The sequence below is a fragment of the Bradyrhizobium sp. BWC-3-1 genome (assembly GCF_032917965.1).
GTDB classification, from domain to species: Bacteria; Pseudomonadota; Alphaproteobacteria; order Rhizobiales; family Xanthobacteraceae; genus Bradyrhizobium; species Bradyrhizobium canariense_D.
The window spans coordinates 338605-354656 of sequence record NZ_CP136625.1 but is presented as its reverse complement, the minus strand read 5'-3'; the positions used below and the strand labels follow the sequence as shown (position 1 = coordinate 354656).

The 16052-nt window shown below is 63.9% G+C and carries 16 protein-coding genes; 8 read left to right on the top strand and 8 right to left on the bottom strand.

Translation table 11 applies throughout. The annotated features are described in order from the left end of the window. Nucleotides 1-27: 27 nt before the first annotated feature. Nucleotides 28-909: an HpcH/HpaI aldolase/citrate lyase family protein gene (locus tag RX329_RS01685; protein WP_085357590.1), complete on the bottom strand. Its 882-nt coding sequence runs from the start codon at nt 907-909 to the stop codon at nt 28-30. A 110-nt stretch (nt 910-1019) separates the two neighbouring features. Between RX329_RS01685 and RX329_RS01680 the strand changes: the two genes are divergently transcribed. Beyond that, on the top strand, nt 1020-1664 hold the full coding sequence (locus tag RX329_RS01680; protein WP_018459791.1) for a carbonic anhydrase: 645 nt from the start codon (nt 1020-1022) through the stop codon (nt 1662-1664). Nucleotides 1665-1777: 113 nt separating this feature from the next. Here RX329_RS01680 and RX329_RS01675 read toward each other — a convergent pair whose 3' ends face one another. Continuing rightward, entirely contained in the window at nt 1778-2812 is a 1035-nt protein-coding gene (locus tag RX329_RS01675; RefSeq protein WP_018459790.1) for an aspartate-semialdehyde dehydrogenase, read from the bottom strand. A 116-nt stretch (nt 2813-2928) separates the two neighbouring features. Here RX329_RS01675 and RX329_RS01670 point away from each other — a divergent pair, with 116 nt between their 5' ends. Together RX329_RS01670 and RX329_RS01665 are read left to right on the top strand one after the other, a co-directional pair. Beyond that, nucleotides 2929-3717, top strand: coding sequence for a hypothetical protein (locus RX329_RS01670; RefSeq protein ID WP_085357592.1), 789 nt, complete (start codon nt 2929-2931; stop codon nt 3715-3717). A 156-nt stretch (nt 3718-3873) separates the two neighbouring features. After that, nucleotides 3874-4260, top strand: a complete 387-nt coding sequence (locus RX329_RS01665) for a hypothetical protein (RefSeq protein ID WP_027566362.1) — start codon at nt 3874-3876, stop codon at nt 4258-4260. A gap of 148 nt (nt 4261-4408) precedes the next feature. Here the strand turns inward: RX329_RS01665 and leuB are convergent, their stop codons facing one another. After that, a complete protein-coding gene (gene leuB, locus RX329_RS01660) occupies nt 4409-5521 on the bottom strand; it encodes a 3-isopropylmalate dehydrogenase (RefSeq protein WP_085348446.1) in 1113 nt (370 codons plus the stop codon). A 132-nt stretch (nt 5522-5653) separates the two neighbouring features. Between leuB and RX329_RS01655 the strand changes: the two genes are divergently transcribed. Next, on the top strand, nt 5654-6838 hold the full coding sequence (locus RX329_RS01655; RefSeq protein WP_085357594.1) for a YbfB/YjiJ family MFS transporter: 1185 nt from the start codon (nt 5654-5656) through the stop codon (nt 6836-6838). Between the two features lie 157 nt (nt 6839-6995). Here the strand turns inward: RX329_RS01655 and RX329_RS01650 are convergent, their stop codons facing one another. The 4 genes from RX329_RS01650 to RX329_RS01635 all read right to left on the bottom strand — a co-directional run bounded on the left by RX329_RS01650 (nt 6996) and on the right by RX329_RS01635 (nt 10221). Further along, complete coding sequence (locus RX329_RS01650) at nt 6996-7778, bottom strand: molybdopterin-dependent oxidoreductase (RefSeq protein ID WP_085348447.1); 783 nt, start codon at nt 7776-7778, stop codon at nt 6996-6998. Nucleotides 7779-7792: 14 nt separating this feature from the next. After that, nucleotides 7793-8422 (bottom strand): cytochrome b/b6 domain-containing protein, encoded by a 630-nt coding sequence (locus RX329_RS01645; protein WP_018459784.1) that lies wholly within the window; start codon nt 8420-8422, stop codon nt 7793-7795. Between the two features lie 183 nt (nt 8423-8605). Next, nucleotides 8606-9160, bottom strand: a complete 555-nt coding sequence (locus RX329_RS01640) for a fasciclin domain-containing protein (RefSeq protein WP_085357596.1) — start codon at nt 9158-9160, stop codon at nt 8606-8608. Between the two features lie 299 nt (nt 9161-9459). Further along, the gene (locus RX329_RS01635) at nt 9460-10221 is read right to left on the bottom strand and encodes an SDR family oxidoreductase (RefSeq protein WP_085357598.1); all 762 of its coding nucleotides are present in this window, start codon (nt 10219-10221) and stop codon (nt 9460-9462) included. 110 nt (nt 10222-10331) lie between these two features. Here RX329_RS01635 and RX329_RS01630 point away from each other — a divergent pair, with 110 nt between their 5' ends. Further along, on the top strand, nt 10332-11861 hold the full coding sequence (locus RX329_RS01630) for a malonate--CoA ligase (protein WP_085357600.1): 1530 nt from the start codon (nt 10332-10334) through the stop codon (nt 11859-11861). A 126-nt stretch (nt 11862-11987) separates the two neighbouring features. Here the strand turns inward: RX329_RS01630 and RX329_RS01625 are convergent, their stop codons facing one another. Beyond that, nucleotides 11988-12848: a sulfite exporter TauE/SafE family protein gene (locus RX329_RS01625; protein ID WP_085348459.1), complete on the bottom strand. Its 861-nt coding sequence runs from the start codon at nt 12846-12848 to the stop codon at nt 11988-11990. Between the two features lie 515 nt (nt 12849-13363). Here RX329_RS01625 and sdhC point away from each other — a divergent pair. The 3 genes from sdhC to sdhA are packed head-to-tail and all read left to right on the top strand — an operon-like array spanning nt 13364 to nt 16015. Then, a complete protein-coding gene (sdhC, locus tag RX329_RS01620; protein ID WP_018459778.1) occupies nt 13364-13762 on the top strand; it encodes a succinate dehydrogenase, cytochrome b556 subunit in 399 nt (132 codons plus the stop codon). Further along, nucleotides 13759-14175: a succinate dehydrogenase, hydrophobic membrane anchor protein gene (gene sdhD / locus RX329_RS01615; RefSeq protein ID WP_007598776.1), complete on the top strand. Its 417-nt coding sequence runs from the start codon at nt 13759-13761 to the stop codon at nt 14173-14175. Before sdhC ends, sdhD begins: the two co-directional genes overlap by 4 nt. 4 nt (nt 14176-14179) lie before the next feature. Further along, a complete protein-coding gene (sdhA, locus tag RX329_RS01610) occupies nt 14180-16015 on the top strand; it encodes a succinate dehydrogenase flavoprotein subunit (protein ID WP_085348452.1) in 1836 nt (611 codons plus the stop codon). Nucleotides 16016-16052 lie beyond the last annotated feature (37 nt).

Sequence of the window (16052 nt, the reverse complement as noted above, 5' to 3'; positions counted from 1 at the left end):
AGGCGGCCACCCGCTTTTCGACTGCAACTAGCCCTTCCCCATCGCCGCAATCGCGTCCGCGATCTCGATCGTGCGCCGCGCCATGTCGGCGTGCAGCCGCTCCACCATGGCGCCGTCGAGACGGATCGCGCCGCGCGAGACGTTCTCCGGCAGCTCGAACGCGGCGATGATCTTTCGCGCGCGCGCGACTTCCTCCTCCGGCGGGGTGAAGATCGCGTTGCAGGCTTCGATCTGCGAGGGGTGAATCAGCGTCTTGCCGTCGAAACCGAGATCGCGGCCTTGCGCGCATTCGGTGGCGAAACCATCGGAGTTGGCGATGTCGCTATAGGGGCCGTCGAGGATTTCGAGGCCATGGGCGCGCGTCGCCAGGATGCAATGGGAGATCATCGGGATCATCGCCGCGCGGCCCGGCAGCATCTTGATGCGCGTCTCGCGCGAGATGTCGTTGGGCCCGAACACGAAGCCTGACAGGCGCCGCGCTGGATCGCGCCCGGCGGCAGCGAGTTCTTCGGCATGCAGTACCGCGCGCGCGGTCTCGATCATGGCCCAGACCTTTACGGTCGGCGCCGCGCCGAGTTCGGCGAGACGGCGGCCGATCGTGTCGAGCTCCTCCACGCGTGAAACCTTTGGAACCAGGATGCCGTCGGGCGAGGCATTCGCCGCCATCGCGACGTCGTCGGCCCACCAGGGCGTGTCGAGGCCGTTGGTCCGGATCAGGATCTCGCGCTTGCCGAACCCTTTGGCCGCGATCGCGGCCGCGATGCCATCGCGTGCCACTGCCTTGGCATCGGGCGCGACGGAGTCTTCCAGGTCGAGGATCAGGCCGTCGGCGGCGAGATTGCGCGCCTTTTCCAGCGCGCGGGAGTTGGAGCCGGGCATGAACAGATGGCTGCGGCGCGGGCGGGTCATGCAAGCGTTCCTTCCGGTTTCCTCATCTCATTCCGACCGAAGCCGATAGCATCTGGCCTGCCTATTCGAAAGGCTTGTTCGTCCCAGCGGTATATGATTAGGCATAGGCCATGACCACATTCCCAGAGCATTTGCTGGAAGGCTACAAGGCCTTCGCCACCCAGCGGCTGCCGACCGAGCAGACCCGCTACCGCGAGCTGTCGGTGAAGGGGCAGTTCCCTGAAGTGATGGTGATCGGCTGCTGTGATAGCCGCGTTTCGCCCGAAGTGATCTTCGACGTCGGGCCGGGCGAACTCTTCGTCGTCCGCAACATCGCCAATCTGGTGCCGGTGTATCAGCCCGACGGCAACGCGCATGGCGTCTCGGCGGCGCTGGAATATGCCGTGACGGTGCTGAAGGTGAAGCACATCGTGGTGCTCGGGCACGCCCAGTGCGGCGGCATCCGCGCCTTCGTCGACAAGATCGAGCCGCTCACGCCGGGCGACTTCATCGGCAAATGGATGCAGATGTTCATCAAGCCGGGCGAAGTGGTGGAGCAGCGCGACCACGAGACCATGGCGCAATTCGTCGAGCGCATCGAGAAGGCCGCGGTGTTCCGCAGCCTGGAAAACCTGATGACCTTCCCGTTCGTGCAGAAGGCGGTCGAGAGCGGCCAGATGCAGACCCACGGCGCCTATTTCGGCGTCGCGGAGGGATCACTGTTCGTGCTGGACAAGGCGGCGAAGGAATTCAGGAACGCGCGCGAGATGGCGTAGGTCCGCAGCTCTTGTGGTGGGCAAAGCGAAGCGTGCCCACCACTTTTCTAGCAATTGTGGAGAGATGGTGGGCACGGCGCTTCGCGTCTTTGCCCACCCTACGGCAGCACGGCTTACGCCGCCTTCTTCTTCGCGCTGATCAGCTTGCGGTTGATCAGGACTTCCGCGATCTGGATCGCGTTGAGCGCGGCGCCCTTGCGTAGATTATCCGAGACGCACCACAGCACGAGACCGTTCTCCACCGTCGCGTCCTCGCGGATACGGCTGATATAGGTGGCGTCCTCGCCGGCGGCTTCATACGGCGTGGCGTAGCCGCCGGGCTCATGCTTGTCGATGACGAGACAACCCGGCGCCTTGCGCAGGATGTCGCGTGCTTCGTCCGCGCTGATCGGGTTCTCGAACTCGATGTTGACGGCCTCGGAATGGCCGACGAAAACTGGCACGCGCACGCAGGTCGCGGAGAGCTTGATCTTGGGATCAAGAATCTTCTTGGTCTCCGCCATCATCTTCCACTCTTCCTTGGTGTAGCCGTCCTCCATGAAGACGTCGATCTGGGGGATGACGTTGAAGGCGATGCGCGCCGGAAACTTGTTATTGATCAGCTCCTGGTTGGTGTAGACGGCCTTGGTCTGCGAGAACAGTTCGTCCATCGCGTCCTTGCCGGCGCCCGACACCGATTGATAGGTCGAGACCACGACGCGCTTGATCGTCGCCTTGTCGTGCAGGGGCTTGAGCGCGACCACGAGCTGCGCGGTCGAGCAGTTCGGGTTGGCGATGATGTTCTTCTTCTTGAAGCCCGCAGTCGCGTCCGCATTCACTTCCGGCACGATCAACGGCACGTCCGGATCCATGCGCCAGGCCGAGGAATTGTCGATCACGACCGTGCCGGCGGCGCCGATCTTCGGCGACCATTCCTTCGACACCTCGCCGCCGGCCGACATCAGGCAGATGTCGACGTCGGAGAAGTCGTAATGCTCCAGCGCTTTGACCTTCAGCGTGCGGTCGCCGTAGGAGACCTCGACGCCCATGCTGCGGCGTGACGCCAGGGCCACCACCTCGTCCGCAGGGAATTTGCGCTCGTCGAGGATGTTGAGCATTTCCCGTCCGACATTGCCGGTCGCGCCGACGACTGCGACTTTGTAACCCATCGTTCACTCTCCGACGAAAAAGCTCTTTCCTGAAGCTGAGGCTTAAACAGGAAGAGCAGCGCTTCTATGCGAGAACCGGCCTCAAGACAACGTTGGACCATGCCTTAGGGACGTGGATGCAGTCGCCCGAGGCCAGCACGGCCGCAAACCCCACCCAGATCCATCTGGCGCTTGCAGCCTTCGCCGACGAGGTCGTCGGCACGCTGGCGCGCCTGTTCGCCTATGTGGGGATTTTGGTACTGTTTGCCATCCTCGGCCTTGCCGCACTCGGCCAGCTGCCCAAGTTGCGCGACGATGATCCGGCGCTGAAGCCCGATTGGAGCGTGGCCGACCGGTCGCCTCCGGCCTTCGCCCTCAGCCGGCTGGATTCGTCAGAAAAAACAGCTTCTTACGCGATCTTCAGGCATCCCGAAGGCGGCCGCAGGGACGTGATGCGCTGGGCCAGCGAGGCAGACAGGACCGTGGCCGAGCTCGAGATTTACCGGGAAGGCGGCGAATTCGACGTGACGCGTCCGGCAACAATGGATCTGGCCGTCCGGATGGGACTGGGCACCGCGACCCCGCTGGAGCAAGCCGGCCTGATCGACACGAAATTCGGCCCCGTCGCCCTATTCCAGCCGACCGGTACGGCGGAGGGCGCGCGGGCCTGCCTCGGCTACCTCAAGCGCAGCGAGGAGCCGGCGCTCCAGATCTCCGGATTCTCCTGCCAGGGCGACAGCCTGCCTGCGCGGCGCGCCGGGATCGCCTGCACGCTGAACCGGCTAACGCTGCTGACCTCGGGCAACGAGCCGAAGCTGGCCGAATTGTTCGCCCATGCGGAGCTGAAGCGCCGCCCCTGCGCGCCCCCGGGCGCGTCGGACTGGCTGCTCGGCGCCGCCAATGCGCAGTTGCGCGGCGCGCTCTGATCGGCATCAAGCTCAAGTGGCTGTATCCATGCAACTTTTGCCGGCGCGCACGATTATTCAGCGCTGGTGTGACCCAATAGACCTAGTTGCAGCCGCCCCGGCCGGGTTAGTATGAGCGTGAAATTGATTGGCGGCTTGCCGCCTGAAGGGGACGTGATGAGCTCGAATTTCTCTGCCGCGAACAAACTGGCGATGTGGCTTGCGGCCGGCGCCGTGATTGCCATGTCCTCAGCCTTCGCGACACCCGCCTCGGCCGACACCAAGAAGCAGCGCTATGACAGCGGCCGTCACTATTACGGCCCGAGCGGCCCCAATGCGAGCTATCAGCAGGGCCGCACCCGCATCTATGTGAGCAAGCGCTCCTGGCTCGACGGCGGCACCGAGGTCAATCCGGGCGACCGCAAGTTCTCCGATTACGCCTTCCCGCCGGCAGTGGGCTATCCGACCTTCGCGCGCGAAAATCTCAACCGCCCGATCGATCGCCAGCCGCTGAGCACGCCGCAGGATGTTGGCGGCTATCCGCAGAATTTCCCGCTGTACTGAGGCGGACATATCGACCGAATCAAATGGCCGGGCTCGCGCCCGGCCATTTTTGTTTGTCGTGTAGCCCGGATGGAGCGAAGCGCAATCCGGGATTTTCGACACGCGGGAAGAACGCCGGATTTCGCTTCGCTCCATCCGGGCTACGGCTCTAAGCGTGCAGCTTCTGCAATTCCTTCAAGATCGCTTCGCCCATCTGCGTGGTCGAGGCGGCAGTGGTGCCTTCCGACTTGATGTCGGCGGTGCGCAGGCCGCTGGCCAGCACCGCGGCGATCGCGGCGTCGACCTTGTCGGCGAGCGCGCCCATGTCGAAGGAGTAGCGCAGCGCCATGCCGAAGGACGAGATCATCGCGATCGGATTGGCGAGGCCCTGGCCTGCGATATCAGGCGCCGAGCCGTGCACGGGCTCGTACAGCGCCTTGCGCTTCTTGCTCTTGACGTCGACCTCGCCGAGCGAGGCCGAGGGCAGCATGCCGAGCGATCCCGTCAACATCGCAGCAATGTCGGACAGCATGTCGCCGAACAGATTGTCGGTGACGATGACGTCGAACTGCTTCGGCCATTTCACCAGCATCATGCCGCCGGAATCGGCGAGCTGATGCTCGAGCGTGACGTCGGGATATTCGCGCTTGTGGACCTGGGTCATGACCTCATTCCAGAGCACGCCCGACTTCATGACGTTGCGCTTCTCCATCGACGTCACCTTGTTCTTGCGCTTCTTGGCAAGCTCGAAGGCGACGCGGCCGATGCGCTCGATCTCATAGGTGTCGTAGACTTGCGTATCGATGGCGCGCTTCTGGCCGTTGCCGAGATCGGTGATGGTCTTGGGCTCGCCGAAATAGACGCCGCCGGTGAGTTCGCGCACGATCATGATGTCGAGGCCCTCGACCGCCTCGCGCTTCAGGCTGGAGGCCTCCGCCAGCGCCGGGTAGCAGACCGCGGGACGGAGGTTGGCGAACAGACCGAGATCCTTGCGCAGGCGCAGCAGGCCGGCTTCGGGGCGCACCTCGTAGGGCACCGCGTCCCATTTGGGACCGCCGACCGCACCGAAGATGATGGCGTCGGCGTCCTTGGCCTTGGCCATGTCGCCTTCCGAGATCGACACCTTGTGCGCGTCATAGGCCGAACCGCCGACGAGGCCGGTGTCGGTCTCGAACTTGGCGATGCCCGCCGAATTGAGCCAGTCGATCAGCCGCTTCACCTCGCCCATCACCTCGGGGCCGATACCGTCGCCGGGAAGCAGCAGCAGTTTGTGGGTCGCCATGGTCGTTTCCTCTGAGGTCGATTTCGGCCGGAGTGCTAGAGCGGCGTTGCGTACTTGGCAAGACACCATTGCCGCTTCGGTTCTGTGCAAGGCGGGCAGGGCCTGCCACACTGCGCATGCCGGAGTACCCATTTGCACGCCCCTGAACGTCCCCCGCCCGACGCCCATCCCGCGCGGCTGATCCTGACCCTGTCGCTGGCTGCGACGGTCGGGCTGGGTATCGGCCGCTTCGCCTATTCGCTGGTGCTGCCCGACATGCGGGAGGACCTCGGCTGGTCCTACTCGGCGGCCGGTTTCATGAACACCATCAACGCCGTCGGCTACCTCGCGGGCGCGCTAGTGGCGTCCCGGCTGATCCAGCGGGTCGGCTGGTCGGCCGCGATCCGCGGCGGAACCCTGGCCTGCGTCGCGGCGCTCGCGACTTGCGCGCTGACCGGGAATTTCGTTGCGCTGAGCCTGGCCCGTCTCGTGCTGGGCGTTGGCGCCGCGGCCGGTTTCGTCGCCGGAGGCGCGCTGGCCGCTTCCATTGCGCAGTCACGCCCGGAGCGGGCCAATTTCCTGCTCAGCCTGTTCTATGCCGGGCCCGGCATTGGCATTCTCTCATCAGGACTGATCGCCCCGTTCACGCTGCAATATTTCGGGCCGGGCTCGTGGTGGATCGTGTGGTGGGCGATGACGCTGCTGTCCGTTGTCATGACCGTGCCGCTGTTCCTGGTCCGCATCGAGAGCGGCGTGCGTTTCTCGCAAGGCGGCCACGGCGCCTTCGCCATTTTTCCGGTGCTGATCTATCTCGCCGGCTACTTCCTCTTTGGCGCGGGCTACATCGCCTACATGACCTTCATGATCGCCTATGTGCGCGACGGCGGCGGCGGGGCCGCAGCGCAGGCCGCGTTCTGGAGCCTGATTGGCTTGAGCGCCTTCGTCACGCCGTGGGCCTGGCGCCGCGTGCTCGCGCTCGATCGCGGTGGTCTTGCCACCGCCATCATCCTCGGCACCAACGCGCTCGGCGCCGCCCTGCCGATGCTCGGGCATTCGCCGGCATGGCTCGCGGTCTCGGCGATCGTGTTCGGCGTCGCCTTCTTCGCCGTAGTCGGCTCGACCACCGCCTTCGTGCGCTTCAACTATCCGCCCGAGGTGTGGCCGACCGCGATCGCGGCGATGACGATCTCGTTCGGCGTCGGCCAGACGCTGGGCCCGATCGTGGTCGGCGCGATCACGGACGCGCTGGGGAGCTTGAGTTACGCGCTGAATGTGTCGGCGGCGCTGCTGGCGCTGGGCGCGGTTGCCGCGCTGTGCCAGCGGAAAGTGGAGCCTTAACCGGTGTCGTCCTGGCGAAAGCCAGGACCCATTACCCCACAGAGGAATTTGGCGAAGATTCGTGGTTGCTGGTCTTCGTCAAACTGAACCCTGGGGTAATGGGTCCTGGATCTGCGCTTCGCTTGTCCAGGACGACGGCAAGTGCAGGTCCGCGGAGTTAGCTCCCGCTGAACGAATTGTACCCCTGGTCTTCCCAATAGCCGCCCTTGTAGTCGTTGGTGACTTCCATCGACACCACGTATTTCGGGTTCTTGAAGCCGAGCTTGGTCGGCACGCGGATCTTCATCGGGAAGCCGTAGGCGCGCGGCAGGATTTCGCCGGCGTATTTGAACGTCATCTGGGTCTGCGGATGCAGCGCGGTGCGCATGTCCAGCGGAGAATTGTAGCCGTCCTTGTCGGCGCACTGGAACCAGACGTACTTCGCGCGCGTGTCGGCGCCGATCAGCTTGAGGAAGTCGCGCATGGGCGTTCCGGTCCAGCTGCCGATCGCGCTCCAGCCCTCGACGCAGATGTGACGCGTGATCTGCGTGACCTGCGGCAGCTTGTACAGCTCGGGAAGCGTCCACGACTTCTTGTTCTCGACGAGACCGCGGACTTCGAGCTTCCAGTCGGCACCGTCGACATCGGGCGCGTCGTCGAGATCGTAATAGGCGTTGAACGGAAACGGTTTTGTGATCGCGCTCTCGGGAAACGTCGGCGCCAGCGCGTCGGGATTGAAGATGAAATCCTGCACGGCATCGTTGAATTTCGAAACCGACTTCAGCATCTCCTCGGCGGAGGACGAGTCGATCACGTCGCAGCCGGTGAGCAGCGTCAGCGCCCCGAGGCTTGCGCCGCCCGCGATGAAGCGGCGGCGGCTGACCTCTGGCATCGTCTTGATGGAATCCTTGATCAGCAGCCGCTTGTCGACGCCCGGGATCAGGAATGAGCGCTTCGCCATGACTCTCTCTCCACTCAACGGCCGATGATCATCGCGCGCAGGCTCTTCGGCACCAGCAGCGCGAGTAAAACATGAATGACCAGGAAGGCGCAGATCGCGGCCATGCAGAAGAAATGGATGTAGCGCGCGGTCGGATAGTCGCCGAACAGGGACACGAGCCAGTGCAGTTGCACCGGTTTCCACATTCCCAGCCCCGACAGCACGATGATCACGCCGATCAATATGATGCCGGCATAGAGCACGCGCTGGACGTAATTGTAGACGGAGAGATCGGCATGGCCGAGCTTGAAGGTCAGCGCAGCCCTGACGTCGTGGAGCACGCCGGATGGGGTGATCGGCAGCAATTTTTTCCGGAAGCGGCCGGTGGCAAGGCCGGTGACGAGATAGGCAAGGCCGTTGATCATCAACAGCCACATCGCCGCAAAGTGCCAGAGCAGGCCGCCACCGAGCCAGCCGCCGAGCGTGTACTCGCGCGGAAAGCTGAAACCGAACAGCGGCGAGGCGTTGTAGATCTGCCAACCCGACAGGATCATCAGGATCATGGCGAAAGCGTTGATCCAGTGCATGACCCGGACCCAGGCCGGCTGGATCACTTTGGCCGGGGTGGCGCTGACCTGCTCGTCGGTCACAGTAAGGCTCGACATGGCGGTTCCGTCCTGAACATCGTCTGACAGCAATTATACGCCGATGCTTCCGCTTTCGTTACGCCCTGTTCGGCATCGAATCCATGTCGGCTGGCTATCGTGGTCACAATAAAGCGAGCCGGGTACCCCCGGCTCGCCATTTCGTCGCATCCGGTTCGGGGATGAAGCCGGACGGCGCGGTGTTTACGTCGCCGGCATCAGCACGGTGTCGACCACATGGATTACACCGTTCGACTGGTTGACATTGGAGATCGTCACCATCGAGGTACCGCCCTTGGCGTCGACGATCCAGACCTTGCCGTCCTGCTTCTTCACCGTCAGCTCCTCGCCTTCGGCGGTCTTCATCTTCTTGCCGTCGGTGAGGTCGGACGCCTCGAGCTTGCCGGGCACGACATGGTAGGTGAGGATCTTGGTCAGCGTCGCCTTGTTCTCGGGCTTCACCAGAGTGTCGACGGTGCCGGCCGGCAGCTTGCCGAAGGCGGCGTTGGTCGGCGCGAACACCGTGAACGGACCCTTGCCTTCCAGCGTCGGCACCAGGCCGGCCGCCTTCACCGCCGCCACCAGCGTGGTGTGGTCCTTCGAGTTGACCGCGTTCTGGACGATGTTCTTGGACGGGAACATCGCGGCGCCGCCGACCATGACGGTCTTTTCCTCGGCGCGGACGGGCGCGACGACGGTCGCGGTGATGGCCAGGGTACTGAACGCGGCAGCAGCGAGATAGGCAATACGCTTCGACATGGAGAGTCTCCCGATTGGATGGTGACCGGCGACTGCCGGCGTTCGAGTGGGCAACAACGGTGGCTGCGACCTGTGAGCGTGAAGCAGCAGCGCCGTCGTTGGCTCGAACTACGGGAGCGTTTGCGAAGCGGTTTCGAACAAAACTTCTTTGTGATGGGTGAAACTAAGTGCGTGGTTCTCCGTGGGGGGCGTCATTGCGAGGAGCGAAGCGACGAAGCGATCCAGGCTGCCACCGCGGATGCACCGCTGGATTGCTTCGCTTCGCTCGCAATGACGAGCCTCGACGATCTACCTGCCGCTCAATCCCTGTTGTGCGGCGTCTGGATAAACCCGCGATTATGCGTCGGGCTGATCAGCAGTTCATTGATGCAAACCCGCGCCGGCATGCTCGCGATGAACGCGATGGTGCGGCCGAGATCTTCGGATTGCAGCATCCTGGCCTGCTCCTCCTCGCTCGGTACCACCGGGCGCAGCTTCAGGATCGGGGTCGCCACCTCGCCCGGCATCAGGCAGCAGGCGCGCAAGCCGTTGACGCATTCGTCCATGTTGAAGGAATGCGTCAGCGCCAGCACCGCATGCTTGGTCGTGGTGTAGGCCGGGCCCGGCATTTTCGAGACGTGGCGGCCGGCCCAGGACGAGACGTTGATGATGGAGCCGTCCTGCTGCTTGCGCATCGTCGGCAGCACCGCGCGCATGCAATAGAGCACGCCGTTGAGATTGACCTGGACCAGCTGGTCCCAGCCCTCCAGTTCCATGTCCTTCCAGCTCCGCTTGGGGACATTGATGCCGGCATTGTTCACCAGCAGGTCGATCCGGCCATGCTTCGCGACGATTTGATCGGCCGCCTTCTGGGCCGCGGCGGCGACCGACACGTCCAGCGCGACGGCCTCGGCGGCCCCGCCCGCCCCGGTGATCTTCTCGACTACGGTATCCAGGGCGTCCTTGCGCCGGCCCGAGACCACCACCGTCCAGCCGTCGGCCGCTAGCGCCTCGGCGCCGGCCTCCCCGATCCCGCTGCCCCCGCCTGTCACCCAGGCCACGCGTTTCCCGTTTTTGGTCATGCAAACTGTCTCCGTTGCTTCATCGGGGCGGTTTTTGCTAATCCAGCCCTCGGTTTTGACCGGCCTCTGACGATCGTTGCGGTCAAGCCTTGCGGTCGAGGAAATCTTGCATGAACCAAGCTGCCAACGCCAATTTGTTTTCCCGCCTGTTCGACGGCCTCGACGATCCGAAGCGCCTCGCGATCGAGACGCATGACGGGGTCCGCATCAGCTATGGTGATCTGATCGCCCGTGCCGGACAGATGGCCAATGTACTGGTCGCGCGCGGCGTGAAGCCCGGCGACCGCGTTGCGGTGCAGGTCGAGAAGTCCGTGGCCAACGTCGTGCTGTATTTGGCCACGGTGCGGGCCGGCGCAGTCTATCTGCCGCTCAACACCGCCTATACGCTCAACGAGCTCGACTACTTCATCGGCGATGCCGAGCCCTCGCTGGTGGTCTGCGATCCCTCCAAGGCGGAGGGCCTCGCCCCCATCGCCGCCAAGGTGAAAGCAAAAGTCGAGACGCTCGGGCCGGACGGCAAGGGCTCGCTGACGGACGCCGCCGACAAGGCGAGCAGCGAATTCACCACGGTGCCGCGCGCAAACGACGATCTCGCCGCGATCCTCTACACGTCCGGCACCACCGGCCGCTCCAAGGGCGCGATGTTGACCCACGACAATCTGACGTCCAACTCGCTCTCGCTCGTCGGCTTCTGGCGCTTCACCGACAAGGACGTGCTGATCCACGCACTGCCGATCTACCACACCCACGGCCTGTTCGTGGCGACCAACGTGACGCTGTTCGCGCGGGCATCGATGATCTTCCTGCCGAAGCTCGACCCGGATCTGATCATCAAGCTGATGGCGCGTGCCACGGTGCTGATGGGGGTGCCGACGTTCTATACCCGTCTGCTCCAGAACGCTGCGCTGTCGCGCGAAACCACACAGCACATGCGGCTGTTCATCTCGGGCTCGGCGCCGCTGCTGGCCGAAACCCATCGCGAATGGTCGGCGCGCACGGGGCACGCGGTGCTCGAGCGCTACGGCATGACCGAGACCAACATGAACACGTCGAATCCCTATGACGGCGAGCGCGTGCCCGGCGCGGTCGGCTTTCCGCTCCCCGGCGTGTCCGTGCGCGTCACCGATCCTGAAACCGGCAAGGAGCTGCCGCGCGACGAGATCGGCATGATCGAGGTCAAGGGCCCGAACGTATTCAAGGGCTATTGGCGCATGCCGGAGAAGACCAAGGCGGAATTCCGCGACGACGGCTTCTTCATCACCGGCGACCTCGGCAAGATTGACGCCAAGGGTTACGTCCACATTCTCGGCCGCGGCAAGGATCTCGTCATCTCCGGCGGGTTCAATGTCTACCCGAAGGAAATCGAGAGCGAGATCGACGCCATGCCCGGCGTGATCGAATCCGCCGTGATCGGCGTGCCCCACGCCGATTTCGGCGAGGGCGTCACGGCGGTGCTGGTTTGCAACAAGGACGCGGATGTGACAGAGGCCGCGGTGCTGAAAGCGCTCGACGGCCGGCTGGCCAAGTTCAAGATGCCCAAGCGGGTATTCGTGGTCGACGAGCTGCCGCGCAACACCATGGGCAAGGTGCAGAAAAACGTGCTGCGGGATACGTACAAGGATCTTTACGCGAAGAAATAGGGGCTGTTGTTCGCAGAACTCTCGTCGTCATTGCGAGGAGCTCTTGCGACGAAGCAATCCAGACTGCCGCCGCGGAAGAACTCCTGGATTGCTTCGCTTCGCTCGCAATGACGGAATTTGCGGCGCCTACTGTCCGCCCAGCAAGCTCAGCACGAAACGGCTGCCGACGATGAACAGATAGCACCCGAACGCGACTTCCAGCGTCCGCTTCGACATTGCATGCGCAGCCTTCACACCGAGCGGTGCCGTCACAAGGCTCATTGGCATCACCAGGACCGCGCCGATCAGCGAGACGTAACCGAGCGCGAACGGGACCTGCAGGGCTGCAACGGCCGGGTAGCTCACCGCCGCAGGCCAACCGGCATAGATGTAGCCGAGCGCGCCGGGGATCGAGATCAAGACCGCGAGCGCCGACGATGTCGCCACTGCCTGGTGGATCGGGCGGCCGTAGAACGTCATCAGCAGGTTCGAGAACAGGCCACCGCCGATGCCCATCAACGTCGACAAAATGCCGACGCAGAAGCCGTAGATTCGCATTAAGGGGCCCTTCGGCAGATCATCGCCGAGCTTCCAGCTCTCGCGCGCGAAGATCAGCCGTACCGCGGCCGACCAAGCGACGGCGACGAACACGATCTTGAACAGTCGCTCCGGCGCGTAACGCGCGACCACGCTGCCGGCGACGACGCCGATCAGGATCGGCAGCCACCAGACCCGGAGGATCGCAAGATCGACGGCGCCGCGCTTGTAATGCGCCTGGAACGAACGGATCGAGGTCGGAATGATGACGGCGAGCGAAGTGCCGATGCAGAGCGGCATGCGCACATCGAGCGGCACACCGGCGATGCGGAAGCACTCGTAGAACACCGGCACCAGAATCGCGCCGCCCCCGATGCCGAACACGCCGGCCAAGAATCCGGAGAGCGCGCCGGTTGCGATCAGCAGCAGCGCGAGCTCGGCGATCTCCTTGATATCAAGTCCTGCAATCACCCCTGATCTGCCCCGGCGATCGCAGCGGCTCCGAGACAAGCGTCCGGACTGGCTGCCCGGAAAGCTGTAGGCGATCTGATTTGTCGGGTCGACCGCCGCATCGCCGGTCTGGGGTGGGATGCAGGTTGCGCATATCCGCCCGTCTCGCGAAAAATCGGTGCGCTTGGCGGAAAATGGCGATTGCTCGCCGACCATCGCTGCCGGTTCGTGACATGAATTGACTGGTTCGAACCCTGGGCGGCCCGCGGCAGCTTGGAGCCGTTCCAATAGTAATTTCAATGTGCCGCAGCTCTCCCGCAAGAGATGAATTTGTGTTCTGTCTTTAGACGGTGCGCCATCGCCCTGGTATACCAAGCGGACGATTGGCCTTGTTACATCAAGGGCCTAGAGCTGAACTCAAGTTCGGTTTATGGCGATTTGGTGATTGCGCAGGTGAAATCGACTCCGTAAATAGAGCCGACCTTTCGCGATCCCCGCGCGCCCCATGCTGGGCCGCAACAAAGCAATTGAAGCCCATGACCGCACGGATCGAACGACCGCTTTCGCCGCACATTCAGACCTACCGCTGGACCCTGACGATGGCGCTTTCCATCGTCCATCGCGCCACCGGAATTGCCCTCTACGCCGGAACGCTGCTGCTGGCCTGGTGGCTGATTGCGGCGGCCTCCGGCCCCGCCGCCTATAGCCACGTCCAGGCCTTCACCGGCAGCATCATCGGCCGCCTGATCGTGTTCGGCTACACTTGGGCGCTGATGCACCACATGCTCAGCGGCATCCGGCATTTCGTCTGGGACCTCGGCTACGGCTTCAAGGCCAATGAGCGCGAGGCCTTGACCTGGGGCGCCCTGATCGGCGGCATCGTGCTCACGGTCCTCATTTGGATCATCGCCTACGCGATCGGAGGCGGACGATGAGTTTCGACGAATCCCACGGCGCCCCGAAGGGCTCCTCCATGCGCACCCCGCTCGGCCGCGTGCGCAATCTCGGCGCGGCGCATTCGGGCACCTCCGATTTCTGGCGCCAGCGCATCACCGGCGTCGCCATGACGCTGCTGATGATCCCCGTGATCGTGATCGTGATGATGCTGCTCGGCCGCAACCAGGCCGGCGCCGCACAGATTCTCGGCTCGCTGCCGATCGCGGTGATCCTGCTGCTCTTCATCTTCGCCAGCGCCTGGCACATGAAGATCGGCATGCAGGTCGTGATCGAGGACTACATCCATAACGAGAAGCTGAAGCTCATCTCGATCATGCTCAACAACTTCTTCTCGTTCGCCGTGGCGCTCGCCTCGACCTACGCGATCCTGAAACTTTCCTCCGGAGTCTAAACCCATGGCCACAGAGACCAATGGCAAGGGCAACGGCGCTCCCGCCACCAACGGCAAAGCCTATCCGATCGAAGATCACACCTATGATGTCGTCGTGGTCGGCGCCGGCGGCGCGGGCCTGCGCGCCGTGGTCGGCTGCAGCGAAGCCGGTCTTCGTACCGCCTGCATCACCAAAGTGTTTCCGACCCGCTCGCACACCGTCGCGGCGCAGGGCGGCATCTCGGCGTCGCTCGGCAACATGCACAAGGACGACTGGCGCTGGCACATGTACGACACCGTGAAGGGGTCGGACTGGCTGGGCGACCAGGACGCGATCGAATACATGGTGCGCAACGCGCCCGAGGCGGTCTACGAGCTCGAGCATTGGGGCGTGCCGTTCTCGCGCACCGAAGACGGCAAGATCTACCAGCGCCCGTTCGGCGGCATGACCATGGACTACGGCAAGGGCCAGGCGCAGCGCACCTGCGCCGCCGCCGACCGCACCGGCCACGCCATGCTGCACACGATGTACGGCCAGTCGCTGCGTCACGCGGCCGAGTTCTTCATCGAGTTCTTTGCCATCGACCTGATCATGGACGACCAGGGCACCTGCCGCGGCGTTATCGCGCTCAAGCTCGATGACGGCACGCTGCACCGCTTCCGCGCCCAGACCGTGATCCTCGCCACCGGCGGCTATGGCCGCGCCTATGCATCCTGCACCTCGGCGCACACCTGCACCGGCGACGGCGGCGGCATGGTGCTGCGCGCTGGTCTGCCGATGCAGGACATGGAGTTCGTGCAGTTCCACCCGACCGGCATCTACGGTTCGGGCTGTCTCGTCACCGAAGGCGCGCGCGGCGAAGGCGGCTATCTCGTCAACTCCGAGGGCGAGCGCTTCATGGAGCGCTATGCGCCCTCCGCCAAGGATCTGGCCTCGCGTGACGTCGTCTCGCGCGCGATGACCATCGAGATTCGCGAAGGTCGCGGTGTCGGCAAGAAGAAGGACCACATCTTCCTTCATCTCGACCATCTCGATCCCGCGGTGCTGGCCGAACGCCTGCCGGGCATCTCGGAATCCGCAAAGATCTTCGCCAATGTCGACGTGACGCGCGAGCCGATCCCAATTGTGCCGACCGTGCATTACAACATGGGCGGCATCCCGACGAACTATCACGGCGAAGTCCTGACCAAGAAGGACGGCGACGACAACGCCATCATCCCCGGCCTGATGGCGATCGGCGAGGCCGCCTGCGTCTCCGTGCACGGCGCCAACCGCCTCGGCTCCAACTCGCTGATCGACCTCGTCGTGTTCGGACGCGCCGCGGCGCTGCGCCTCGCCGAGAAGCTCACGCCGAACGCCAGCCAGCCGGAATTGCCGACGAATTCGTCCGACCTGGCGCTCGGCCGGCTCGACCACTACCGCTACGCCTCCGGCGGCACGCCGACCGCGAAGCTGCGCGAAGGCATGCAGCACGTCATGCAGAACAATTGCGCGGTGTTCCGCACCGGCGACATCCTGAGCGAAGGCCAGAACCTGATCGAGAAGGTCCATAGCGGCATCATCGACATCGCCGTATCCGACCGCTCGCTGGTGTGGAATTCCGACCTGATCGAGACGCTCGAATTCGACAATCTGATCTCGCAGGCGGTGGTGACGATGAACTCGGCCGCCAACCGCACCGAGAGCCGTGGCGCGCATGCCCGCGAGGACTTCTCCGAGCGCGACGACAAGAACTGGATGAAGCACACGCTGGCCTGGCTGGAAGATTCCGGCAAGGTCAAGATCGAGTACCGCCCCGTTCACGACTACACCATGACCAACGACGTCCAGTACATCCCGCCCAAAGCTCGCGTTTACTAAACGGCGCGCGTGTACTGAGCGAACAGCGAAAGCTTTA

What these genes read in the sequence shown, in the direction of transcription:
- sdhA (WP_085348452.1), top strand. Translation starts at nt 14,180, where the DNA reads ATGGCCACAGAGACCAATGGCAAGGGCAACGGCGCTCCCGCCACCAAC.
- RX329_RS01680 (WP_018459791.1), top strand. Translation starts at nt 1,020, where the DNA reads ATGACCACATTCCCAGAGCATTTGCTGGAAGGCTACAAGGCCTTCGCC.
- RX329_RS01635 (WP_085357598.1), bottom strand. Translation starts at nt 10,221, where the DNA reads ATGACCAAAAACGGGAAACGCGTGGCCTGGGTGACAGGCGGGGGCAGC.
- RX329_RS01645 (WP_018459784.1), bottom strand. Translation starts at nt 8,422, where the DNA reads ATGTCGAGCCTTACTGTGACCGACGAGCAGGTCAGCGCCACCCCGGCC.
- RX329_RS01665 (WP_027566362.1), top strand. Translation starts at nt 3,874, where the DNA reads ATGAGCTCGAATTTCTCTGCCGCGAACAAACTGGCGATGTGGCTTGCG.
- sdhC (WP_018459778.1), top strand. Translation starts at nt 13,364, where the DNA reads ATGACCGCACGGATCGAACGACCGCTTTCGCCGCACATTCAGACCTAC.
- RX329_RS01650 (WP_085348447.1), bottom strand. Translation starts at nt 7,778, where the DNA reads ATGGCGAAGCGCTCATTCCTGATCCCGGGCGTCGACAAGCGGCTGCTG.
- leuB (WP_085348446.1), bottom strand. Translation starts at nt 5,521, where the DNA reads ATGGCGACCCACAAACTGCTGCTGCTTCCCGGCGACGGTATCGGCCCC.
- RX329_RS01670 (WP_085357592.1), top strand. Translation starts at nt 2,929, where the DNA reads ATGCAGTCGCCCGAGGCCAGCACGGCCGCAAACCCCACCCAGATCCAT.
- RX329_RS01675 (WP_018459790.1), bottom strand. Translation starts at nt 2,812, where the DNA reads ATGGGTTACAAAGTCGCAGTCGTCGGCGCGACCGGCAATGTCGGACGG.
- RX329_RS01685 (WP_085357590.1), bottom strand. Translation starts at nt 909, where the DNA reads ATGACCCGCCCGCGCCGCAGCCATCTGTTCATGCCCGGCTCCAACTCC.
- RX329_RS01640 (WP_085357596.1), bottom strand. Translation starts at nt 9,160, where the DNA reads ATGTCGAAGCGTATTGCCTATCTCGCTGCTGCCGCGTTCAGTACCCTG.
- RX329_RS01630 (WP_085357600.1), top strand. Translation starts at nt 10,332, where the DNA reads ATGAACCAAGCTGCCAACGCCAATTTGTTTTCCCGCCTGTTCGACGGC.
- sdhD (WP_007598776.1), top strand. Translation starts at nt 13,759, where the DNA reads ATGAGTTTCGACGAATCCCACGGCGCCCCGAAGGGCTCCTCCATGCGC.